Raw genomic sequence first — 20020 nt, 5'->3', positions numbered from 1 at the left:
GAATTTCTTAACTGAGGGGAAATTATTGTGGCACGTACAACTCCAATCGAACGTTACCGTAACATTGGTATCTGTGCTCACGTTGATGCCGGCAAAACCACGACATCCGAGCGGGTCCTGTTTTATACAGGCCGCTCGCATAAGATTGGTGAGGTGCATGACGGCGCTGCAACTATGGACTGGATGGAACAGGAGCAGGAGCGGGGTATTACTATTACCTCGGCTGCGACGACAACTTTCTGGTCTGGTATGCAGCAGCAGTTTGAACAGCACCGCATCAATCTGATCGATACCCCGGGCCACGTTGACTTCACTATTGAAGTTGAGCGTTCACTGCGGGTGTTAGATGGTGCTGTGGTAGTACTTTGCGGTTCATCCGGCGTCCAGCCACAAACCGAAACGGTTTGGCGGCAGGCGAATAAATACGAAGTTCCTCGCATGATCTTCGTAAATAAGATGGACCGTACAGGTGCTAACTTCCTGCGCGTAGTTAAGCAGGCTAATGACCGCCTGAACTCGCGTTGCGTGCCTATTCAGCTGCCTATTGGTGCTGAAGACCAGTTCAAAGGTGTGATTGACCTGATTAAAATGAAGGCAATCAACTGGAACGAAGACGATCAGGGTATGACCTTCACTTATGAAGACATTCCAGCCGATATGGTTGCAGAGTGTAACGAGTGGCGGCAGAACATGATCGAAGCGGCCGCAGACGCCAGTGAAGAACTGATGGATCGTTATCTGGAAGGTGAGGAATTCACTGAACAGGAAATCCGTCAGGCATTGCGTGACCTGACCTTACGCAACGAGATTGTGCTGGTTATGTGTGGTTCAGCCTTTAAGAATAAAGGCGTTCAGGCCATGCTGGATAACGTAGTCTACTTCCTGCCTTCACCGACTGAAGTTAAAGCCATCCGCGGTATTTTGCCGGATGAATCAGAAGGTGTGCGGATTTCAGGCGACGACCAGCCCTTTGCGGCCCTGGCATTTAAAATCGCCACTGACCCCTTCGTTGGTACCCTGACTTTCTTCCGGGTTTACTCAGGTGTGGTTGAGTCTGGCTCAGCCGTATACAACTCAGTAAAAGACAAGAAAGAGCGGATTGGCCGTATCGTACAGATGCATGCTAATTCGCGTGAGGAAATCAAAGAAGTTCGGGCGGGTGATATTGCCGCGGCTATTGGTCTGAAAGACACCACCACAGGTGATACCCTATGCGATCAGGATAACCCGATTATTCTGGAGCGGATGGAGTTCCCTGAGCCGGTAATTTCTGTCGCAGTTGAACCGAAAACCAAAGCCGACCAGGAGAAAATGGGTGTAGCCCTGAGTAAACTGGCAGCGGAAGATCCGTCTTTCCGGGTGCATACCGATGAAGAGACCGGGCAAACCATTATCTCGGGTATGGGCGAACTACACCTCGATATTATCGTTGACCGCATGAAGCGCGAGTTCAAGGTAGAAGCGAACGTGGGTAAACCACAGGTTTCTTACCGCGAAACCCTGCGTGGTCAGACGGAAGTCGAAGGTAAGTTTGTTCGTCAATCTGGTGGTCGTGGGCAGTTTGGTCACTGTTGGTTACGCATTGAACCATTACCGGAAGGCGAAGGTTATAAGTTTGAAAATGCCGTGGTCGGTGGGGTAATTCCAAAAGAGTTTATTCCGGCAATCGACAAAGGTATTCAAGAGCAGATGAAAAACGGCGTATTAGCGGGTTATCCGGTAATCGACGTTAAAGTCACGGTGTTTGAGGGCTCTTACCACGATGTTGACTCCAGTGAAATGGCTTTTAAAATCGCCGCTTCAATGGGCTTCAAAAAAGGTGCGTTGCAGGCCAAGCCTGTGCTACTGGAACCTATTATGAAGGTTGAAGTAGTGACACCAGAAGACTTTATGGGTGACATCGTTGGCGATTTGAACCGTCGGCGCGGTATTATCAATGGCATGGAAGACGCACCAGGTGGCATCAAAATTATTGCTGCTAATGTGCCTTTGTCGGAAATGTTTGGTTATGCCACTAACATGCGCTCACTGAGTCAGGGCCGTGCCTCCTATTCGATGGAGCCACTGAACTATCAGGAAGCACCGAGTAACGTTACTGAAGCCATTATCGCTTCACGTAAAGCATACGATTAACGATTAACAGGCCCGGTTTTGGCCGGGTCTAATTTTTGACTAAGAAGGGTCTACACATGGCTAAGGCTAAATTTGAACGCGTAAAACCGCACGTAAACGTAGGTACAATCGGCCACGTTGACCACGGTAAAACTACACTGACAGCTGCTATCACTAACGTATTAGCTAAGCACTACGGCGGTCAGGCATTTGCTTTCGATCAAATCGACAAAGCACCGGAAGAAAAAGCCCGTGGTATCACGATCAATACTTCACACGTAGAATACGACACACCAACGCGTCACTATGCACACGTTGACTGTCCAGGTCACGCTGACTACGTTAAGAACATGATCACTGGTGCAGCCCAGATGGACGGCGCTATTCTGGTAGTAGCGGCGACAGACGGCCCAATGCCACAAACGCGTGAGCACATCCTGTTATCACGTCAGGTAGGCGTACCGTACATCATCGTGTTCATGAACAAGTGTGACATGGTAGATGACGAAGAGCTGTTAGAGCTGGTAGAGATGGAAGTGCGTGAGCTTCTGTCAGACTACGACTTCCCAGGTGATGACCTGCCAGTAATCCGCGGTTCAGCCTTAAAAGGTCTGGAAGGCGATGCCGAGTGGGAAAAGAAAATCCTGGAGCTGGGCGAAGCGCTGGATACTTATATCCCAGAGCCAGAGCGTGCAATCGATAAGCCGTTCATCATGCCAATCGAAGACGTATTCTCAATCGCGGGTCGTGGTACAGTAGTAACAGGCCGTGTAGAGCAAGGTATCATCAAAGTTGGTGAGACAGTAGAAATCGTAGGTATCAAAGATACAGTATCAACGACCTGTACTGGTGTAGAGATGTTCCGTAAGCTGCTGGACGAAGGTCGTGCAGGTGAGAACATTGGTGCACTGTTACGTGGCACCAAGCGTGAAGACGTAGAGCGTGGTCAGGTACTGGCGAAGCCAGGTTCAATCAAGCCACACACTAAGTTTGAAGGTGAAGTGTACGTACTGTCAAAAGAAGAAGGTGGTCGTCACACGCCATTCTTCAAAGGCTACCGTCCACAGTTCTACTTCCGTACCACTGACGTAACAGGTGCGGTAGAGCTGCCAGAAGGCGTAGAGATGGTAATGCCAGGTGACAACCTGAAGTTCACCGTAGAACTGATCTGCCCAATCGCGATGGACGAAGGTTTACGCTTCGCAATCCGTGAAGGTGGTCGTACAGTAGGTGCAGGCGTAGTATCTAAGATCATCGCCTAAGTCATACTGTTGTACAAAGAAGGCTCCGTAAGGGGCCTTTTTTATGCCTTTAAGCAAATTCAAACACTTGTTTGACTACCCTAGCTGTGCCATAGTTCTCACTCATCGGTCCAGTTTAGGAGTAGAGCATGAGTCTGTATCAGGCACCCCTCAATGATATCCAGTTTAACCTGTTTGACGTCTGGCAATTAGATCAGTATTGGCAACAGCAGCCGCAGCTGCAGGACTTGATTGAGGCAGATACTGCCAAAGCTATTCTTGAAGAGGCCGCTAAAATTTGTGAGCAGCAACTGGCGCCTTTTAGTCAGGCCGCTGACCAGCGTGGCGCTCAGCTAGCTGATGGTAAGGTTACGCTACCGGAACATTATTACAGTGCCTATCAAAGCCTGAGTGAGGGCGGCTGGACCGGTTTAAGCGGTGATCCGGAATACGGCGGCATGGGGATGCCCAAGGCCTTGTCGATGATGGTCGACGAGATGCTCTGTAGTGCTGATATTGCCTTTTCACTGTATCCGGGACTGACTGCCGGAGCCTGTGTTGCCTTGCTGCAACATGCAGATGATGCAACCAAAGCGCTGTACCTGCCAAAGCTCTACAGCGGGGAATGGTCGGGTACTATGTGTCTGACCGAAGCGCACGCCGGCTCAGATCTGGGTATTATGCGAACTACGGCCAAGCCGGCAGCGGATGGCAGCTATCAAATCAGCGGTAGCAAAATCTTTATTACCGCCGGTGAGCATGACCTTACCCGCAACATTATCCACCTGGTGCTGGCCAAATTGCCGGACGCTCCAGCAGGCAGCAAGGGTATCTCCCTATTTCTGGTGCCGAAGTTTTTACTTAACGCAAACGGAGAGCCGGCCGAGCGCAATAACGTCAGTGTTGGCTCTATCGAACACAAAATGGGTATTAATGGCTCGGCAACCTGTGTGCTAAATTTTGATGGTGCTACCGGTTATCTGATTGGTGAGCCACACCGCGGTTTGGCCTGTATGTTTACCATGATGAACTACGAGCGTTTGTCGATGGGTAGTCAGGGATTGGGCGCTGCAGAGCGCGCTTATCAAAATGCCTTGGCCTATGCCAAAGACCGTTTGCAGGGTAGAACCGTCGGGCGTGATCCGAACAAAGCCGACCCGATCCTTGGCCATCCTGATGTGCGGCGGATGCTGTTAAATATCAAAACCCTTAACGAAGCAGGCCGAACCTTTGCGACCTGGGTTGCCAGCTTACTGGATAAGGCAAAATATGATAATTGTAAGCTCTCGGCTGACCGTGCCAACCTACTGACGCCGATCACCAAAGCCTTTATGACGGATCGTGGTTTGGATGCCTGCGTTAACGCACAGCAGGTATTCGGTGGTCATGGCTATATTAAAGAATGGGGTATGGAGCAGCTGGTGCGGGATGTACGGATTGCTCAGATCTATGAGGGGACAAATGGTATTCAGGCGCTGGACTTTGCCTTGCGCAAGGTGGCGGCCGACCAGGGCGGCGTGCTGCGGCAGCTATTGACAGAGATCCATACTGAGGTCAGTACAAAGCCCAATGCCGCTGCTGAACTACTGTTAACTGCGGCAGTTCAGCTACAAGATTGTGTTGCAGCTCAACTGGCGAAGGATACGACGCAACAGGCGCTGGATGCCTGTGACCTGCTGGATGCGGTAGGCTATGTGCTCTATGGCTATATGTGGTACAAGAATCTGGCAGCGCTTGATAGCGAAAAGCATAGCGCCGATTTTATTGCCGCTAAACAAGGTGCGGCACACTGGTATCTGCGTCGGGTTATGCCAAAGGCGCAGGCATTGTTTGCCCAGCTGGGCGCCGATGGCAGCGCCGCGCTGCAACTGACAGACGAACAATTCTAAAATCTGATTGGTGTTACTGTTGATCGTTTTATAATCAATGCTTGCAATATCGGCTGGGGTGTATATAATACGCCGCCAGTCGATATGATTCTGGCTGGTACAAACACCGGTAAGTCCTGTTAGGCAGAGTGTTTGTTGATAAGCTCCCGATTGGGGAGCACTTGAAACTAGGTGCATAGGCAAAGCCAAAATGGCTGCTTGCTTATGTTTATTTTTGCTCTTTTTGCTCTTTGAGGCTTTGATACAATGAGTAATCAAAGGATACGCATCCGTCTGAAAGCGTTCGATCACCGCTTGATCGATCAGTCAACTATGGAAATCGTTGACACAGCTAAGCGTACTGGCGCCCAGGTTCGTGGTCCAATTCCACTGCCAACCCGTCAGGAACGTTTTACTGTTCTGATTTCTCCTCACGTCAATAAAGATGCGCGTGACCAGTACGAAATCCGTACTCACAAGCGTTTAATCGACATCGTTGAACCAACTGAAAAAACAGTTGATGCGCTGATGCGTTTAGATCTGCCAGCTGGCGTTGACGTTCAAATCAGCCTGGGCTAATCAGACAGGTTTTTAGAGAGGTTTAGGAAATGGCTATCGGTCTTATCGGTCGTAAAGTGGGTATGACTCGCGTCTTCACAGAAGATGGCGTTTCTATCCCAGTAACCGTAATCGAAGCAACACCAAACCGCGTTACTGCTGTTAAAACTGAAGAAGTTAACGGTTATAACGCGCTGCAAGTAACTACTGGTGCAGTTAAGGCAAGCCGCCTGAACAAGCCAGACGCAGGTTTCTTTGCAAAAGTCGGTGTAGAGGCGGGTCGTGGTCTGTGGGAATTCCGCCTGCAGGATAACGAAGGCGCTGACATCACTGTTGGTAGCGAGATTACTGTCGAAATTTTCGCAGAAACAAAGAAAGTAGATGTAGTAGGTACATCTAAGGGTAAGGGTTTTGCTGGTGCGATCAAGCGCTGGAATTTCCGTTCCCAGGATGCTACGCACGGTAACTCTTTATCTCACCGTGCCCCTGGTTCAATTGGTCAAAACCAATCACCAGGTAAAGTATTCAAAGGTAAGAAAATGGCTGGTCACTTAGGTAACGAGCGCGTAACTGTGCAGTCGCTGGAAGTGGTTCGTGTTGATGCAGAGCGTAACCTGCTGTTAGTAAAAGGCGCAGTGCCTGGTGCTATCGGTGGTGACGTGATCGTTAAACCAGCTGTTAAAAGCTAACGTCTGAGGAGAGAAGTGATGGAATTAGCATTACGAGACGCTCAAGGCGTTCTTGAAGTTTCCGAAGCTACCTTTGGACGTGAGTTTAACGAAGCTCTGGTACACCAGGTAGTCGTTGCGTATGCAGCTGGCGCCCGTCAGGGTACCCGTGCTCAACTGACCCGTTCAGAAGTGCGTGGTGGCGGCAAGAAGCCATGGCGTCAAAAAGGTACTGGCCGTGCCCGTGCTGGTACAATCCGCAGCCCAATTTGGCGTAGCGGTGGCGTGACTTTTGCTGCTAAGCCGCAAGATCACAGCCAGAAAGTTAACCGTAAAATGTATCGCGGTGCAATCAAGAGCATTCTGTCTGAATTAGTTCGTCAGGACCGCTTAATTGTTGTTGAGAACTTTGGCGTTGAAACACCAAAAACCAAAGACTTAACTGCAAAACTGAAAGCGATGGATTTAAAAGACGTTCTGATCGTTACTAACGAAGTTGACGAGAATCTGTTCCTGTCTGCCCGTAACCTGTACAAGGTTGACGTGCGTGACGTACACGGTATCGATCCGGTCAGCTTAATCGCATTCGACAAAGTGTTAATGACTGCTGCTGCAGTTAAACAACTTGAGGAGCTGTTAGCATGATCCGCGAAGAACGTTTACTGAAAGTGATTCTGGCTCCGCACGTTTCTGAAAAGAGCACTAACGCGGCAGAAAAACACAACACTATCGTTTTCAAAGTAGCTACTACCTCTACCAAAGCTGACATTAAAGCGGCCGTAGAAAAACTGTTTGAAACAGAAGTAGTAGGTGTTCGTACTGTTAACGTTAAGGGTAAGACCAAGCGCACTGGTATGCGCATGGGCAAGCGTAGCGACTGGAAAAAGGCCTACGTCACTCTTAAAGAAGGCAGCGAAATCGATTTTGTTGGCGGCGCTGAGTAAGAAGAGGAGTTAGGAAATGGCACTTGTTAAGTGTAAACCTACGTCACCAGGTCGTCGCCACGTATTAAAAGTGGTTAACCCTGACCTGTACAAAGGCAAGCCTTATGCACCTTTGTTAGAGAAGAACGTTAAGACTGGTGGTCGTAACAACAACGGTCGTATCACTACCCGTCATATCGGTGGTGGTCATAAACAGCATTACCGCGTTGTTGACTTCAAACGCACTAAAGACGGTATTCCGGCTAAAGTAGAGCGTTTAGAGTACGATCCAAACCGTACCGCTAACATTGCATTAGTACTGTATGCAGACGGTGAGCGTCGTTACATCCTGGCACCGAAAGGTCTGAAAGCCGGTGATGCGGTGGTTTCTGGTGTTGATGCACCAATCAAACCAGCCAATACCTTACCACTGCGGAATATCCCGGTAGGTCAGGTAGTACATAACATCGAAATGAAACCAGGTAAAGGCGGTCAGCTGGCTCGTTCAGCAGGCGCTTTCGCTCAGATCCTGGCCCGTGACGGTGAGTATGTAACTCTGCGTCTGCGTAGCGGCGAAGTACGTAAAGTATTAGCTGACTGCCGTGCAACCATTGGTGAAATCGGTAATGCCGAACACATGTTACGTCAGTACGGTAAAGCGGGCGCAATGCGCTGGCGCGGTATCCGTCCAACGGTACGTGGTGTGGTAATGAACCCGGTAGATCACCCGCACGGTGGTGGTGAAGGTAAAACTTCAGGTGGTCGTCACCCAGTTACACCTTGGGGCGTACCAACTAAAGGTTACAAGACTCGTTCAAACAAGCGTACTGATAAACTGATCGTACGTCGTCGTGATAAATAATTTGTGAGGAATTGCCATGCCACGTTCTCTCAAGAAAGGTCCATTTATCGACCTTCACTTGCTGAAGAAGGTAGAGAAAGCGTTGGAAAGCGGTGACAAGAAGCCTATTAAGACTTGGAGCCGTCGTTCAATGATCATACCTGATATGATCGGTTTGACCATCGCTGTCCATAATGGTCGTCAACATGTACCTGTGTTCGTCTCAGAAGAGATGATCGGTCACAAGTTAGGTGAATTTGCACCTACTCGTACCTATCGTGGTCATGCCGCCGACAAAAAGGCCAAGAAGCGTTAAGGGGTAAATAATGCAAGCATTAGCGAAACACAAATTTGCCCGTTCTTCTGCACAAAAAACTCGTCTGGTTGCTGACCAGGTGCGTGGTTTGCCAGTAGATAAGGCGCTGAACGTACTGACTTACAGCCCGAAGAAAGCTGCTGAGTTAGTTAAAAAGGTTCTTTTATCAGCCATTGCCAACGCTGAGCACAATGAAGGCGCGGACATCGACACGCTGAAAGTTAAGACCATCTTCGTTGATGAAGGTCCGTCTATGAAGCGTATCAAGCCACGTGCTAAAGGTCGTGCTGATCGTATCGTCAAGCGTACCAGCCACATTACTGTGGTTGTAGCTGATAACTAGGAGTGAGAAATGGGACAGAAAGTACATCCTAATGGTATTCGCCTAGGTATCACTAAGCCATGGAGCTCAACCTGGTTCGCGAATACAAAAGACTTCCCGGATTTCCTGAACGGTGACTATAAAGTTCGTCAGTACCTGACTAAAGAACTGAAAGCAGCCTCAGTAAGCCGGATCGATATCGAGCGTCCTGCGAAAAGCATCCGTGTGACTATCCACACTGCTCGTCCAGGCGTGATCATCGGTAAAAAAGGTGAAGACGTTGAGAAGATCCGTAAGCAAGTAGCCGCTATCGCTGGCGTACCTGCGCAGATCAATATCTCTGAGATCCGTAAGCCAGAGCTGGACGCAAAATTAGTTGCTGATTCAATCAGCAGCCAGTTAGAGCGTCGCGTAATGTTCCGTCGTGCGATGAAGCGCGCGGTACAAAACGCTATGCGTATTGGTGCTAAGGGTATCAAGGTACAAGTAAGCGGCCGTTTAGGCGGTGCTGAAATTGCCCGTGATGAATGGTACCGCGAAGGCCGTGTGCCACTGCACACCCTGCGTGCTGACATCGACTACAATACCTCAGAAGCACTGACTACTTACGGTATCATTGGTGTGAAAGTGTGGATTTTCAAAGGCGAGATCTTAGGTGGTCTGCCTCTGCAAAATAACGCCAACAACGCCAACAATAACAACCAGCCTAAAGCGCCGAAAAAACCGGCTCGTAAGGCTAAGTAAGGGTATTGAGCGATGTTGCAACCAAAACGTACAAAATTCCGGAAAGTGCACAAAGGCCGTAACCGCGGTCTGGCCTTAGTTGGCGATAAAGTCAGCTTCGGTACCTATGCACTGAAATCTGTAGAGCGTGGTCAACTGACTTCACGTCAAATTGAATCTGCACGTCGTGCTATGACGCGGGCTGTTAAGCGTGTTGGTAAGATCTGGATCCGTGTGTTCCCGGACAAACCAATTACTGCTAAGCCGCTGGAAGTACGTATGGGTAGTGGTAAAGGTTCTGTTGAATACTGGGTATGTCAGATTAAACCTGGCAAAGTCCTGTATGAAATGGACGGTGTGTCTGAAGAGTTAGCGCGCCACGCGTTCTCACTGGCTGCTGCTAAGCTGCCATTTAAGACAACCTTTGTAACGCGGACGGTAATGTGATGAAAGCCAGCGAATTGAAAACCAAAAGTGTTGAAGAGTTGAACACTGAATTGTTAGGTCTGTTACGTGAGCAGTTCAACCTGCGCATGCAAGCAGCTACTGGTCAGTTAGCTCAGACTCACTTATTGAAGCAGGTGCGTCGTGATATCGCGCGCGTTAAGACCATCTTAACCGAGAAGGCAGGTGCGTAATGACTGAAACTAACACCCGTACACTGCAAGGTAAGGTGATCAGCAACAAGATGGACAAGTCTATCACTGTTGCGATCGAGCGTTCGGTGAAACACCCAATCTATGGTAAGTTCATCAAGCGTACTACCAAGCTGCACGTACATGACGAAAACAATCAGTGTAAAGAAGGCGACGTTGTCACTATTCGTGAATGCCGTCCACTTTCCAAGACTAAGTCCTGGACTCTGGTTGCTGTCGTTGAAACAGCTGCTGAGTAATCCTCAGTGACTTGAAAACGGCTCCTTCGGGAGCCGTTTTTGTTTTTAAGACAGTCAGTTTGCTGCGGTTAAGTGGAGTGCCGGTTCGGCCGAATTGTTTTTATTTTAAACTACCACTTTTGCATAACTGCTGTTATAATCACGCGCCCTTCCTTTAGGGAGGGTTTTTATTATCGTAAGCAGCGTAACCTGAGAAGGTTACTTAGTAGAGTAGCGGAGCACTAAGATGATCCAGATGCAATCTATGCTGGAAGTCGCAGACAACAGCGGCGCGCGCAGCGTAATGTGTATTAAGGTCTTAGGTGGTTCGCATCGCCGTTATGCTGCAATTGGTGACGTCATCAAAGTTACTGTTAAGGAAGCCATTCCTCGCGGTAAAGTGAAAAAAGGTGACGTTCTGAATGCAGTGGTGGTGCGTACAGCTAAAGGCGTACGTCGTCAGGACGGGTCATTAATCCGTTTTGATCGTAATGCAGCAGTGTTGTTAAACAACAAGCTGGAACCGATCGGCACCCGTATTTTCGGGCCTGTAACACGTGAACTTCGTGGTGATAAATTCATGAAGATCGTGTCTCTGGCACCAGAAGTACTGTAAGGAGTCAGCATGGCTAGCAAAATCCGTCGTGATGACGAGGTAATTGTTCTTACTGGTAAGGACAAAGGTAAGCGCGGTAAAGTGACTAAAGTTTTAGTTTCTGAGAACCGTGTTTATGTTTCAGGCGTGAATCTGGTTAAGAAGCACCAGAAACCTGTTCCGGCTATCAACCAGCCAGGCGGTATCGTCGAGAAAGAAGCCTCAATTCATGTTTCAAACGTAGCGATTTTCAACCCTAAAACGGGTAAAGCAGATCGCGTAGGTTTCCGTTTTGAAGATGGCAAAAAAGTCCGTTTCTTCAAATCGAATAACGAAGTAATTTAATTGCTATTGGAGTAATACGATGGCGAAACTGCATGAGATTTACAAAGACACCGTAGTCCCAGAACTGATGAAACAGTTCGGCTACACCAGCGTCATGCAAGTCCCTCGGATTGAAAAAATCACACTCAACATGGGTGTGGGTGAAGCCGTAGCTGACAAGAAGATCCTTGAGAACGCGGTAGCTGATTTAACAGCTATCTCTGGCCAAAAGCCATTAGTGACCAAGGCGCGTAAGTCAGTAGCCAGCTTCAAAATCCGTCAAGGCTACCCTATTGGCGCAAAAGTGACCCTGCGCGGCGAGCGTATGTGGGATTTCTTAGAGCGTTTAGTCTCTATCGCTATCCCGCGTATCCGTGACTTCCGTGGCGTAAGCTCGAAGTCATTCGATGGCCGTGGTAACTACAGTATGGGCGTACGTGAGCAAATCATTTTCCCTGAAATCGATTACGATAAAGTAGATGCAGTACGTGGTTTAGATATCACTATTACTACAACTGCTCGTAGCGATGACGAGGGTCGTGCATTACTTGCCGCGTTCAACTTCCCGTTCAAGAAATAAGGTGTAGGGTCATGGCAAAACAATCAATGAAAGCACGTGAATTAAAGCGTGCACAACTGGTAGCCAAGTTCGCTGCTAAGCGTCATGAACTGAGAGATCTGATTGCTAATCCGGCCACTTCTGATGAAGACCGTTGGGCTGCAGTTCTTAAGTTACAGACGTTGCCGCGTGATTCAAGCCCATCACGTCAACGTAATCGTTGCCGTGTAACAGGTCGTCCACACGGTTATCTGCGCAAGTTCGGTATGAGCCGTATCAAGGTTCGTGAAGCTGCAATGCGCGGTGAAATTCCTGGCCTTCGTAAGGCTAGCTGGTAAGAATCACGGGAGTAACGAGCTATGAGTTTGCAAGATCCAGTAGCGGATATGTTTACTCGCATCCGTAACGGCCAAGCGGCTAACAAAGTTGCGGTTAAAATGCCTTCTTCAAAACTGAAGACGGCAATTGCGAAAGTATTGAAAGACGAAGGTTACATCGCCGATTTCGCGGTATCTGGTGACGTTAAGCCAGAGCTGGAAGTGACATTAAAGTACTTCCAGGGCAAATCTGTAATTGAAACTATCGATCGTGTTAGTCGTCCAGGCCTGCGAATCTATAAGAAGAGCGGCGAATTACCTAAGGTAATGGGCGGTTTAGGTGTGGCCATCGTGTCAACATCTAAAGGACTAATGACTGACCGTGCCGCGCGCAAGGTTGGTATCGGTGGCGAAATCATCGGCTACGTAGCGTAACGGAGGTAGTAATCTATGTCTCGTGTTGCTAAGGCCCCAGTCACTCTGCCAGCCGGCGTTTCTGTAACGCAGAACGGTCAGGTAGTGGCACTGAAGGGCAAAAACGGCGAGTTAACATTAAATGTTAACCCAGCGGTTGAGATCGTTGTTGATGGTAACGTACTGCGTACTGTACCACGCGAAGGTTTCGAAAACGCTAACGCACAAGCGGGTACTGCCCGTGCACTGCTGAACAGCATGGTTATCGGTGTGACCGACGGCTTCACTCAGAAGCTGGAATTAGTAGGCGTGGGTTACCGTGCTAAAGCTGAAGGTAAGGTATTAAACCTGAGCCTGGGCTTCTCGCACCCGGTAGCGTTCCAGGTTCCTGCTGGTATCACTATTGAAACACCAACTCAGACCGAAATTCTGGTTAAAGGTGCTGATAAGCAGTTAGTTGGTCAGGTATCTGCCAACATCCGTGCATATCGTAAGCCAGAGCCTTACAAAGGCAAGGGTGTACGTTATGCGAATGAAAACGTGCGTCGTAAAGAAGCGAAGAAAAAGTAAGGTAGGACGATGGATAAGAAACTTGCTCGTCTGCGTCGTGCCAAACGCGTCCGCAGAAATATTATCGAACAAGGTGCGAATCGCCTGGTGGTACACCGTACCCCACGTCACATCTACGCTCAGCTGATCGCGCCAAATGCCGAAGTGATTGCTGCTGCTTCAACTGTTGAAGCCTCTATCGCAGAATCTCTGAAGTACACTGGTAACGTAGAAGCGGCCAAGGCTGTAGGTAAAGCGATCGCCGAACGTGCAGTAGCCAAAGGCGTTACTGCTTGTGCTTTTGACCGTAGCGGCTTCCGCTACCATGGTCGCGTGCAGGCGTTAGCAGACGCAGCGCGTGAAGCCGGTCTTCAGTTCTAGGAGTAGCTCATGGCTAACGAAGAAGTTAAACAACAATCTGACTTACAAGAGAAGCTTGTTGCTGTTAACCGCGTGTCAAAAGTGGTAAAAGGTGGTCGTATTTTCAGCTTCACCGCTCTGACAGTGGTAGGCGATGGCAATGGCCGTGTTGGTTTCGGTTATGGTAAAGCGCGCGAAGTTCCAGCTGCTATTCAAAAGGCAATGGAAAAAGCCCGCCGCAACATGACTCAGGTTGAATTAAATGGTAACACACTGCACCACCCAACTAAGGGTGTGCACTCAGGTTCGAATGTTTATATGCAGCCAGCTGCAGAAGGTACAGGTCTGATCGCCGGTGGTGCTATGCGCGCCGTGCTGGAAGTTGCCGGTATCCAGAACATTCTGTCTAAGTGTTACGGTTCAACCAACCCAATTAACGTAGTTCGCGCCACTATCAACGCGCTGGCGGCTGTTAAGTCTCCGGCTCAGGTAGCGGCAAAACGCGGTTTACGCGTTGACGATATTCTGGGGTAATTTGCCATGGCGAAGAAAACAATTAAAGTCACCCAAGTGAAGTCAAGCATCGGTCGTTTACCGAAGCACAAGGCTTCATTACTGGGTCTGGGTTTACGTCGTATCGGTCACACCGTTGAAGTTGAAGACACTCCTTCAGTTCGCGGTATGATCAACGCCGTTTACTACATGGTTAAAGTGGAGGAGTAACAGATGTTATTAAATACTCTTGCTCCAGCACCAGGTGCCAAGAAAGAAAAGCGCCGTCTGGGCCGTGGTATCGGTTCTGGCTTAGGTAAAACCGGTGGCCGTGGTCACAAAGGTTTAAAATCACGCTCTGGCGGTAAAGTACGTCCAGGTTTCGAAGGCGGTCAAATGCCTCTGAAGCAGCGTTTACCTAAGTTCGGTTTCACTTCTCTGAAATCTCTGGTTTCTGCTGAAGTACGTTTACACGAAATCGCTGCTGTTAACGGTGATGTGGTTGATCTGGCTTCATTAATGGAAGCTAACATCATTGCCCGCACTGTGAAGTTCGCTAAAGTTGTGCTGTCTGGCGAGATCACTCGTCCGGTAACCGTAAAAGGTTTAGGCGTAACTAAAGGCGCGCGTGCAGCAATCGAAGCCGCTGGCGGTAAAGTCGAAGAATAATAAGGATAGTACGCAATGGCTAAACCAGGTTCGGACTCAAGAGCAGCAAAAGGCGGATTCAGCGAGCTGAAATCTCGTCTGTTGTTTGTGCTCTTAGCCATAATCGTTTTCCGGTTAGGCTCATTTGTGCCAATTCCTGGAATTGACGCCACCGTGCTAGCTCAGTTATTCGAGCAACAAAGAGGTACCATCGTTGAAATGTTTAACATGTTCAGCGGTGGTGCTCTCGAGCGTGCTTCGGTCTTTGCGTTAGGCATTATGCCGTACATCTCAGCCTCTATTATTGTACAGTTATTGACGGTAATGCATCCGGCAATGGCTGAACTGAAGAAAGAGGGTGAGGCTGGCAAACGCAAAATTAACCAATATACACGCTACGGTACCTTAGCATTAGCGATTTTACAGTCTATTGGTATAGCTACTGGCTTGCCAAATATGATGCCAGGGTTAGTACTTAACCCGGGTTTTGCATTTTACTTTACCGCGGTAATCAGCTTGGTTACCGGCACCATGTTCTTAATGTGGTTAGGTGAGCAAATTACAGAACGCGGCATCGGTAACGGTATTTCGCTGCTAATTTTCACCGGTATTGTTGCTGGCTTCCCGTCTGCTATTGGTCAGACGATTGAGCAGGCACGTCAGGGCGATTTGCACTTTTTACTGTTAGTAGCTATTGGTGTGATTGTTATTGCGATTACCTGGTTCGTAGTGTTCTTTGAACGCGGCCAGCGTCGTATTGTGGTTAACTATGCCAAGCGTCAGCAAGGCCGTCAGGTATTTGCCGCGCAAAGCAGCCATTTACCGTTAAAGGTTAATATGGCCGGTGTTATTCCACCGATCTTTGCCTCTAGCATTATTCTGTTCCCTGGCACTATTGCCAGTTGGTTCGGATCAGGTGAGGGTATGGTAGCCAACTTCTTACAGGAGTTAGCGCTAACATTATCTCCGGGACAACCGCTGTATATGATGTTATACTCAGCAGCGATTATTTTCTTCTGTTTCTTCTATACTGCGTTGGTATTCAACCCGCGTGATACAGCTGACAACCTGAAGAAGTCCGGAGCCTTTATTCCTGGCATCCGTCCTGGTGAGCAGACATCAAAATACATTGATAAAGTGATGACGCGGTTAACCTTAGCCGGTGCCCTGTACATTACCTTTATTTGTTTGGTTCCTGAATTCATGATGGTGGCGTGGAACGTACAGTTCTACTTCGGTGGTACATCGTTACTGATTATCGTCGTCGTTATCATGGACTTCATGGCACAGGTACAGACGCATCTGATGTCGCATCAGTATGATTCTGTGCTGAAAAAGGCAAATCTTAAAGGCATAGGCCGTTAAGATATTTTGCGGAGTTAAGTTATGAAAGTACGAGCTTCCGTTAAGAAGATCTGCCGTAACTGCAAAGTGATCAAACGTAATAACGTAGTTCGCGTAATTTGCAGTGAGCCGAAGCACAAACAACGCCAAGGCTAATAGCAGAAAATTACGATAAGGCGGGCTGAACTTTTAGTTGAGCCCCTTTATTGTTTGCAATATGAGCGCCATTTGAGTATCCTTACGGGCTTTTCAAATTGGCACCTTTTAATTTTAGATAGGAGAACGTTAGTGGCCCGTATCGCTGGCATTAACATCCCCGATAATAAACATGCAGTGATTTCACTGACTTATGTTTATGGTATCGGTAAGACCCGCTCAAAAGCTATTTTAGCTGCAGTGGGTATCGAAGAGACAACGAAGATCGCAACTTTAAGCGATGCTCAGCTGGACTCTTTACGTGACGAAGTTGCAAAATACACCGTTGAAGGTGACTTGCGCCGTGAAATCACATTAAACATTAAGCGTTTAATGGACCTGGGTTGCTACCGTGGCCTGCGCCACCGTCGTAGTCTGCCGGTTCGTGGTCAGCGCACTAAGACAAATGCGCGTACCCGTAAGGGCCCACGTAAAGCGATTAAGAAATAAGGTGATTCAACATGGCTAAAGCACCAGTTCGTACTCGTAAACGGGTAAAAAAGCAAGTTTCAGATGGTATGGCTCATATCCATGCTTCTTTCAACAACACCATTGTGACGATCACTGATCGTCAGGGCAATGCACTGTGCTGGGCAACTGCCGGTGGTTCAGGTTTCCGTGGTTCACGTAAATCTACACCATTCGCTGCTCAGGTAGCTGCAGAGCGTGCAGGTGCTGCTGCACAAGAATATGGTCTGAAAAACCTTGAAGTCTTTGTGAATGGCCCAGGCCCAGGTCGTGAATCAGCGATTCGCGCACTGAATGCCGCTGGTTACAAAATCACAAATATCACCGACGTGACGCCAATCCCGCATAACGGTTGCCGTCCACCTAAAAAACGTCGCGTGTAATCACAGCGCTTCACGGATTATTGGAGAAAGAAGATGGCAAGATATTTGGGTCCTAAGCTCAAACTGAGTCGTCGCGAAGGTACAGATCTGTTCCTGAAGAGCGGCGTGAGAGCAATCGATTCAAAGTGTAACTTAACTACAGCTCCTGGTCAGCACGGTGCCCGTCGTGGCCGTCTGTCAGACTACGGTTTACAGTTACGCGAGAAGCAAAAAGTACGTCGTATTTATGGCGTATTAGAAAAGCAGTTCCGTAATTACTACAAAGAAGCTGCGCGTTTGAAAGGTAATACCGGTGAAAACCTGTTAGCGTTGTTAGAGTCTCGCTTAGACAACGTGGTATACCGGATGGGTCTGGCTAGCACGCGTGCAGAAGCACGTCAGCTGGTAAGCCACAAAGCAATCATGTTAGATGGTCGCGTGGTGAATGTTCCATCACATACTGTATTACCTGAACAAGTTGTTTCAGTTCGTGAAAAAGCGAAAAAGCAAGCCCGTATCGGCGCTGCTTTAGAGCTGGCTGCACAACGTGAAAAGCCAACTTGGATCGAAGTAGACTCAACGAAGCTGGAAGGCGTATTCAAACGTCAACCTGAGCGTTCAGATCTGTCTGCTGACATCAACGAACAGTTAATCGTCGAGCTTTACTCTAAGTAAGGCTAATTGTTAAGAGAGGATATATGCAGGGTTCTGTCACCGAATTCCTTAAGCCGAGATTAGTTGGTATCGAAAGGATCAACCCAACTCGTGCCAAAGTTACTTTGGAACCACTTGAGCGCGGTTTCGGGCATACCTTGGGCAACGCGTTACGTCGTATTCTGTTATCGTCCATGCCAGGTTGTGCTGTGACTGAAGTAGAAATCGACGGCGTGCTCCATGAGTACAGTGCCAAAGAAGGTGTACAGGAAGATATCATTGATATCCTTCTGAACCTGAAAGGCCTCGCCGTACGCCTGGAAGACAAAGACGAAGTCACCCTGACTTTAACGAAAAAAGGTGCCGGCCCTGTAACTGCTGGAGACATCCAGCGTGGCGACGGTGTGGTAATCGTTAATCCTGATCATGTTATCTGCAACCTGACTGGCGAAACTGAATTCAGTATGCGCCTGAAAGTTGAGCGTGGTCGTGGTTATGTGCCTGCATCAGCTCGTTTTTCCTCAGACGATGACGAACGTCCAATCGGACGTCTGTTACTGGATGCGTCTTTCAGCCCGGTAGAGCGTATTGCTTACACCGTTGAAGCCGCCCGGGTAGAACAGCGTACCGACCTGGATAAACTGATTATCGACATGGAAACCAACGGCACTGTTGAGCCAGAGGAAGCCATTCGTCGCGCAGCAACAATTCTGGCTGAACAGCTGGAGTTCTTCGTTGAACTGCGTGATAAGAGTGAGCCAGAGAAACGTGAAGAGAAGCCGGAGTTCGATCCGATTCTGTTACGGCCGGTCGATGATTTAGAGCTAACGGTTCGTTCTGCTAACTGCTTAAAGGCAGAGCAGATTCAGTACATCGGTGATCTGGTGCAGCGTACCGAGGTTGAGCTGTTGAAAACGCCTAACCTGGGTAAGAAGTCACTTACCGAAATCAAAGACGTGCTGGCATCACGCGGTTTATCTCTGGGCATGCGCCTGGAAAACTGGCCGCCAGCTAGTTTGGTAAACAAAGACTAACCAGATACCAGTTCCTGGTTTAGTGAGAAGGAATAGATCATGCGCCATCGCAAGAGTGGTCGTCAATTAAATCGGAATAGCAGCCACCGTACTGCAATGTTCCGCAACATGGCAAGCTCGTTGGTGAAGCACGAAATCATCAAAACGACTTTGCCAAAAGCTAAAGAGTTACGTCGTGTGATCGAGCCATTGATCACTCTGGCAAAGAACGACAGCGTTGCAAATCGCCGTCTGGCTTTCGCCCGTACTCGTGATAAAGAAGTGGTAGGTTTATTGTTCAACGTATTAGGCCCGCGTTACAACGCGCGTCCAGGTGGTTACACTCGTATTCTGAAGTGTGGCTTCCGTGCGGGTGACAATGCACCTATGGCTTACATCGAATTAGTTGATCGTCCGGAAACGGCACTGCCAGTTGAAGAAACTGCAGCTGAGTAATCACTGATTCTCGTAAAAACCGGGCTTATGCCCGGTTTTTTTATGCCCTTTTTTTGTCTGCTGCTTTGTGCGGGTGATATCGTTTCTTTATGCTGGTTTTATCGTTAAGATAAAATTTTACAGCTATCGGGAACCCGCATGAGAATCTTTGCCTGTTTGTTACTTGTTCTAACACTCTATCCGCAAACGACGTTGGCGCAGCAGGATCCTTGCCAGCATTTTCCAGCGGCTAGCAGTTGCCAACCCTTGCTCCCTTTGCTTGAGCAAGGTCAACAGCAGTCTGCGTTATTAAAGCAGGTGCTGGCGGCAAGTGAAGCTTATCAGCTACAGATCCTTTATACCCGTATCGAATTACCCACAGCTGATGGCCAGCTACCGAAGCTCCATTATTACCACTACCGGGTACAACCTGAGCACTACTTCTATCCGGCCAGTACAGTGAAGCTACCGTTGGCAGCTCTGGCCTTGCAGTGGTTGAATGAACAGGCAACACATGGCCTAACTCTGGACACGACCATGCTGACCGATAGTCAGCGTCCACCGCAAACCGCGGCACATAGTGATAGCAGTAGCGAAACCGGCTTACCCAGTGTTGGGCATTATATTCAGAAGATTTTACTGGTTAGCGATAATGACGGTAGTAACCGCCTATACGAATTAATGGGCCAGCAATATATTAACGAGCAATTGAAAGCGAAAGGTCTGACAGCGACTATCATCAACCACCGCTTAAGTGTGCCCTTTAATGATGAAGATAACCGTTATTTTAACCCGATACGTTTTGTCGATGCCGCGGGTAAGACATTATTGGCATTGCCAGAGCG

32 protein-coding genes (1 of these 32 only partly in view) are annotated in these 20020 nt (G+C 48.7%); all 32 read left to right on the top strand.

Annotated features, from left to right (window positions below; genetic code table 11):
- Window positions 1–27 precede the first annotated feature (27 nt).
- Window positions 28–2133, top strand: coding sequence for an elongation factor G (gene fusA, locus H1D31_RS03685; RefSeq protein ID WP_261256168.1), 2106 nt, complete (start codon window positions 28–30; stop codon window positions 2131–2133).
- Window positions 2134–2189: 56 nt separating this feature from the next.
- Window positions 2190–3374: an elongation factor Tu gene (gene tuf, locus H1D31_RS03680; RefSeq protein ID WP_008609601.1), complete on the top strand. Its 1185-nt coding sequence runs from the start codon at window positions 2190–2192 to the stop codon at window positions 3372–3374.
- A gap of 128 nt (window positions 3375–3502) precedes the next feature.
- Window positions 3503–5242, top strand: coding sequence for an acyl-CoA dehydrogenase (locus H1D31_RS03675; protein WP_261256167.1), 1740 nt, complete (start codon window positions 3503–3505; stop codon window positions 5240–5242).
- Between the two features lie 246 nt (window positions 5243–5488).
- Entirely contained in the window at window positions 5489–5800 is a 312-nt protein-coding gene (rpsJ, locus tag H1D31_RS03670) for a 30S ribosomal protein S10 (RefSeq protein WP_008899121.1), read from the top strand.
- A 29-nt stretch (window positions 5801–5829) separates the two neighbouring features.
- Window positions 5830–6468: a 50S ribosomal protein L3 gene (gene rplC, locus H1D31_RS03665; RefSeq protein ID WP_261256160.1), complete on the top strand. Its 639-nt coding sequence runs from the start codon at window positions 5830–5832 to the stop codon at window positions 6466–6468.
- Window positions 6469–6486: 18 nt separating this feature from the next.
- Entirely contained in the window at window positions 6487–7092 is a 606-nt protein-coding gene (gene rplD, locus H1D31_RS03660) for a 50S ribosomal protein L4 (RefSeq protein WP_008609594.1), read from the top strand.
- Window positions 7089–7391: a 50S ribosomal protein L23 gene (gene rplW, locus H1D31_RS03655; protein WP_008609593.1), complete on the top strand. Its 303-nt coding sequence runs from the start codon at window positions 7089–7091 to the stop codon at window positions 7389–7391. The genes rplD and rplW overlap by 4 nt, the downstream gene beginning before the upstream one ends.
- Window positions 7392–7407: 16 nt before the next feature.
- Window positions 7408–8232, top strand: coding sequence for a 50S ribosomal protein L2 (rplB, locus tag H1D31_RS03650; RefSeq protein WP_008609592.1), 825 nt, complete (start codon window positions 7408–7410; stop codon window positions 8230–8232).
- Between the two features lie 16 nt (window positions 8233–8248).
- Window positions 8249–8527, top strand: coding sequence for a 30S ribosomal protein S19 (gene rpsS / locus H1D31_RS03645; protein WP_008950795.1), 279 nt, complete (start codon window positions 8249–8251; stop codon window positions 8525–8527).
- 10 nt (window positions 8528–8537) lie between these two features.
- A complete protein-coding gene (gene rplV, locus H1D31_RS03640; RefSeq protein ID WP_008224490.1) occupies window positions 8538–8870 on the top strand; it encodes a 50S ribosomal protein L22 in 333 nt (110 codons plus the stop codon).
- Between the two features lie 9 nt (window positions 8871–8879).
- On the top strand, window positions 8880–9593 hold the full coding sequence (gene rpsC, locus H1D31_RS03635) for a 30S ribosomal protein S3 (protein WP_008609590.1): 714 nt from the start codon (window positions 8880–8882) through the stop codon (window positions 9591–9593).
- A gap of 12 nt (window positions 9594–9605) precedes the next feature.
- A complete protein-coding gene (gene rplP / locus H1D31_RS03630; protein ID WP_008950796.1) occupies window positions 9606–10019 on the top strand; it encodes a 50S ribosomal protein L16 in 414 nt (137 codons plus the stop codon).
- Window positions 10019–10210, top strand: a complete 192-nt coding sequence (gene rpmC, locus H1D31_RS03625) for a 50S ribosomal protein L29 (RefSeq protein WP_008609588.1) — start codon at window positions 10019–10021, stop codon at window positions 10208–10210. The genes rplP and rpmC overlap by 1 nt, the downstream gene beginning before the upstream one ends.
- Window positions 10210–10467 (top strand): 30S ribosomal protein S17, encoded by a 258-nt coding sequence (gene rpsQ, locus H1D31_RS03620; protein ID WP_008950797.1) that lies wholly within the window; start codon window positions 10210–10212, stop codon window positions 10465–10467. The genes rpmC and rpsQ overlap by 1 nt, the downstream gene beginning before the upstream one ends.
- A gap of 226 nt (window positions 10468–10693) precedes the next feature.
- A complete protein-coding gene (rplN, locus tag H1D31_RS03615) occupies window positions 10694–11062 on the top strand; it encodes a 50S ribosomal protein L14 (protein ID WP_008224481.1) in 369 nt (122 codons plus the stop codon).
- Between the two features lie 9 nt (window positions 11063–11071).
- The gene (gene rplX / locus H1D31_RS03610) at window positions 11072–11386 is read left to right on the top strand and encodes a 50S ribosomal protein L24 (protein ID WP_008609586.1); all 315 of its coding nucleotides are present in this window, start codon (window positions 11072–11074) and stop codon (window positions 11384–11386) included.
- A 19-nt stretch (window positions 11387–11405) separates the two neighbouring features.
- On the top strand, window positions 11406–11945 hold the full coding sequence (gene rplE, locus H1D31_RS03605; protein WP_008609585.1) for a 50S ribosomal protein L5: 540 nt from the start codon (window positions 11406–11408) through the stop codon (window positions 11943–11945).
- A gap of 11 nt (window positions 11946–11956) precedes the next feature.
- Window positions 11957–12262, top strand: a complete 306-nt coding sequence (rpsN, locus tag H1D31_RS03600; RefSeq protein WP_008609583.1) for a 30S ribosomal protein S14 — start codon at window positions 11957–11959, stop codon at window positions 12260–12262.
- A gap of 21 nt (window positions 12263–12283) precedes the next feature.
- Complete coding sequence (rpsH, locus tag H1D31_RS03595; protein ID WP_008609582.1) at window positions 12284–12676, top strand: 30S ribosomal protein S8; 393 nt, start codon at window positions 12284–12286, stop codon at window positions 12674–12676.
- 15 nt (window positions 12677–12691) lie between these two features.
- Window positions 12692–13225 carry a 50S ribosomal protein L6 gene (gene rplF / locus H1D31_RS03590; protein ID WP_065956455.1) on the top strand — a complete coding sequence of 178 codons (534 nt, stop codon included), beginning with the start codon at window positions 12692–12694 and terminating at the stop codon, window positions 13223–13225.
- Window positions 13226–13234: 9 nt separating this feature from the next.
- Entirely contained in the window at window positions 13235–13585 is a 351-nt protein-coding gene (gene rplR, locus H1D31_RS03585) for a 50S ribosomal protein L18 (RefSeq protein ID WP_008609579.1), read from the top strand.
- A 9-nt stretch (window positions 13586–13594) separates the two neighbouring features.
- Window positions 13595–14098, top strand: a complete 504-nt coding sequence (gene rpsE, locus H1D31_RS03580) for a 30S ribosomal protein S5 (RefSeq protein ID WP_008985232.1) — start codon at window positions 13595–13597, stop codon at window positions 14096–14098.
- Window positions 14099–14104: 6 nt separating this feature from the next.
- Window positions 14105–14287 carry a 50S ribosomal protein L30 gene (rpmD, locus tag H1D31_RS03575; protein ID WP_008609577.1) on the top strand — a complete coding sequence of 61 codons (183 nt, stop codon included), beginning with the start codon at window positions 14105–14107 and terminating at the stop codon, window positions 14285–14287.
- Window positions 14288–14290: 3 nt separating this feature from the next.
- Entirely contained in the window at window positions 14291–14725 is a 435-nt protein-coding gene (gene rplO / locus H1D31_RS03570) for a 50S ribosomal protein L15 (RefSeq protein ID WP_008950798.1), read from the top strand.
- A gap of 15 nt (window positions 14726–14740) precedes the next feature.
- A complete protein-coding gene (secY, locus tag H1D31_RS03565; RefSeq protein ID WP_065956457.1) occupies window positions 14741–16069 on the top strand; it encodes a preprotein translocase subunit SecY in 1329 nt (442 codons plus the stop codon).
- A 21-nt stretch (window positions 16070–16090) separates the two neighbouring features.
- Window positions 16091–16204: a 50S ribosomal protein L36 gene (gene rpmJ, locus H1D31_RS03560; protein ID WP_008950799.1), complete on the top strand. Its 114-nt coding sequence runs from the start codon at window positions 16091–16093 to the stop codon at window positions 16202–16204.
- A 132-nt stretch (window positions 16205–16336) separates the two neighbouring features.
- On the top strand, window positions 16337–16693 hold the full coding sequence (rpsM, locus tag H1D31_RS03555) for a 30S ribosomal protein S13 (RefSeq protein ID WP_065956458.1): 357 nt from the start codon (window positions 16337–16339) through the stop codon (window positions 16691–16693).
- An 11-nt stretch (window positions 16694–16704) separates the two neighbouring features.
- The gene (gene rpsK / locus H1D31_RS03550; protein ID WP_008609573.1) at window positions 16705–17094 is read left to right on the top strand and encodes a 30S ribosomal protein S11; all 390 of its coding nucleotides are present in this window, start codon (window positions 16705–16707) and stop codon (window positions 17092–17094) included.
- Between the two features lie 33 nt (window positions 17095–17127).
- Window positions 17128–17748, top strand: coding sequence for a 30S ribosomal protein S4 (gene rpsD, locus H1D31_RS03545; protein ID WP_065956459.1), 621 nt, complete (start codon window positions 17128–17130; stop codon window positions 17746–17748).
- Between the two features lie 23 nt (window positions 17749–17771).
- Window positions 17772–18761, top strand: coding sequence for a DNA-directed RNA polymerase subunit alpha (locus H1D31_RS03540; protein WP_008950801.1), 990 nt, complete (start codon window positions 17772–17774; stop codon window positions 18759–18761).
- A gap of 39 nt (window positions 18762–18800) precedes the next feature.
- Window positions 18801–19196 carry a 50S ribosomal protein L17 gene (rplQ, locus tag H1D31_RS03535; protein WP_008950802.1) on the top strand — a complete coding sequence of 132 codons (396 nt, stop codon included), beginning with the start codon at window positions 18801–18803 and terminating at the stop codon, window positions 19194–19196.
- A gap of 138 nt (window positions 19197–19334) precedes the next feature.
- Window positions 19335–20020, top strand: partial view of a class A beta-lactamase-related serine hydrolase gene (locus tag H1D31_RS03530; protein ID WP_261256111.1) — the 5' portion only. 574 nt of this gene lie beyond the right edge of the window; the window shows 686 of its 1260 coding nt (coding positions 1–686); its start codon is at window positions 19335–19337; the stop codon falls past the right edge of the window.

This window comes from Alishewanella sp. BS5-314, assembly GCF_025377695.1.
Classification (GTDB): domain Bacteria; phylum Pseudomonadota; class Gammaproteobacteria; order Enterobacterales; family Alteromonadaceae; genus Alishewanella; species Alishewanella aestuarii.
The sequence above is the reverse complement of the archived record's forward strand: the minus strand, read 5'-3'. Positions and strand labels throughout refer to the sequence as shown.

What these genes read in the sequence shown, in the direction of transcription:
- rplE (WP_008609585.1), top strand. Translation starts at nt 11,406, where the DNA reads ATGGCGAAACTGCATGAGATTTACAAAGACACCGTAGTCCCAGAACTG.
- rpsD (WP_065956459.1), top strand. Translation starts at nt 17,128, where the DNA reads ATGGCAAGATATTTGGGTCCTAAGCTCAAACTGAGTCGTCGCGAAGGT.
- rpsN (WP_008609583.1), top strand. Translation starts at nt 11,957, where the DNA reads ATGGCAAAACAATCAATGAAAGCACGTGAATTAAAGCGTGCACAACTG.
- rplF (WP_065956455.1), top strand. Translation starts at nt 12,692, where the DNA reads ATGTCTCGTGTTGCTAAGGCCCCAGTCACTCTGCCAGCCGGCGTTTCT.
- rplP (WP_008950796.1), top strand. Translation starts at nt 9,606, where the DNA reads ATGTTGCAACCAAAACGTACAAAATTCCGGAAAGTGCACAAAGGCCGT.
- tuf (WP_008609601.1), top strand. Translation starts at nt 2,190, where the DNA reads ATGGCTAAGGCTAAATTTGAACGCGTAAAACCGCACGTAAACGTAGGT.
- rplQ (WP_008950802.1), top strand. Translation starts at nt 18,801, where the DNA reads ATGCGCCATCGCAAGAGTGGTCGTCAATTAAATCGGAATAGCAGCCAC.
- rpmC (WP_008609588.1), top strand. Translation starts at nt 10,019, where the DNA reads ATGAAAGCCAGCGAATTGAAAACCAAAAGTGTTGAAGAGTTGAACACT.
- rplC (WP_261256160.1), top strand. Translation starts at nt 5,830, where the DNA reads ATGGCTATCGGTCTTATCGGTCGTAAAGTGGGTATGACTCGCGTCTTC.
- rpsQ (WP_008950797.1), top strand. Translation starts at nt 10,210, where the DNA reads ATGACTGAAACTAACACCCGTACACTGCAAGGTAAGGTGATCAGCAAC.
- rplB (WP_008609592.1), top strand. Translation starts at nt 7,408, where the DNA reads ATGGCACTTGTTAAGTGTAAACCTACGTCACCAGGTCGTCGCCACGTA.
- rpsS (WP_008950795.1), top strand. Translation starts at nt 8,249, where the DNA reads ATGCCACGTTCTCTCAAGAAAGGTCCATTTATCGACCTTCACTTGCTG.
- rpsH (WP_008609582.1), top strand. Translation starts at nt 12,284, where the DNA reads ATGAGTTTGCAAGATCCAGTAGCGGATATGTTTACTCGCATCCGTAAC.
- rpsC (WP_008609590.1), top strand. Translation starts at nt 8,880, where the DNA reads ATGGGACAGAAAGTACATCCTAATGGTATTCGCCTAGGTATCACTAAG.
- H1D31_RS03675 (WP_261256167.1), top strand. Translation starts at nt 3,503, where the DNA reads ATGAGTCTGTATCAGGCACCCCTCAATGATATCCAGTTTAACCTGTTT.
- rpsE (WP_008985232.1), top strand. Translation starts at nt 13,595, where the DNA reads ATGGCTAACGAAGAAGTTAAACAACAATCTGACTTACAAGAGAAGCTT.
- secY (WP_065956457.1), top strand. Translation starts at nt 14,741, where the DNA reads ATGGCTAAACCAGGTTCGGACTCAAGAGCAGCAAAAGGCGGATTCAGC.
- rplV (WP_008224490.1), top strand. Translation starts at nt 8,538, where the DNA reads ATGCAAGCATTAGCGAAACACAAATTTGCCCGTTCTTCTGCACAAAAA.
- rplX (WP_008609586.1), top strand. Translation starts at nt 11,072, where the DNA reads ATGGCTAGCAAAATCCGTCGTGATGACGAGGTAATTGTTCTTACTGGT.
- rplR (WP_008609579.1), top strand. Translation starts at nt 13,235, where the DNA reads ATGGATAAGAAACTTGCTCGTCTGCGTCGTGCCAAACGCGTCCGCAGA.
- rpsK (WP_008609573.1), top strand. Translation starts at nt 16,705, where the DNA reads ATGGCTAAAGCACCAGTTCGTACTCGTAAACGGGTAAAAAAGCAAGTT.
- rplO (WP_008950798.1), top strand. Translation starts at nt 14,291, where the DNA reads ATGTTATTAAATACTCTTGCTCCAGCACCAGGTGCCAAGAAAGAAAAG.
- rpmJ (WP_008950799.1), top strand. Translation starts at nt 16,091, where the DNA reads ATGAAAGTACGAGCTTCCGTTAAGAAGATCTGCCGTAACTGCAAAGTG.
- rpsJ (WP_008899121.1), top strand. Translation starts at nt 5,489, where the DNA reads ATGAGTAATCAAAGGATACGCATCCGTCTGAAAGCGTTCGATCACCGC.
- rpmD (WP_008609577.1), top strand. Translation starts at nt 14,105, where the DNA reads ATGGCGAAGAAAACAATTAAAGTCACCCAAGTGAAGTCAAGCATCGGT.
- H1D31_RS03540 (WP_008950801.1), top strand. Translation starts at nt 17,772, where the DNA reads ATGCAGGGTTCTGTCACCGAATTCCTTAAGCCGAGATTAGTTGGTATC.
- rplD (WP_008609594.1), top strand. Translation starts at nt 6,487, where the DNA reads ATGGAATTAGCATTACGAGACGCTCAAGGCGTTCTTGAAGTTTCCGAA.
- rplW (WP_008609593.1), top strand. Translation starts at nt 7,089, where the DNA reads ATGATCCGCGAAGAACGTTTACTGAAAGTGATTCTGGCTCCGCACGTT.
- rplN (WP_008224481.1), top strand. Translation starts at nt 10,694, where the DNA reads ATGATCCAGATGCAATCTATGCTGGAAGTCGCAGACAACAGCGGCGCG.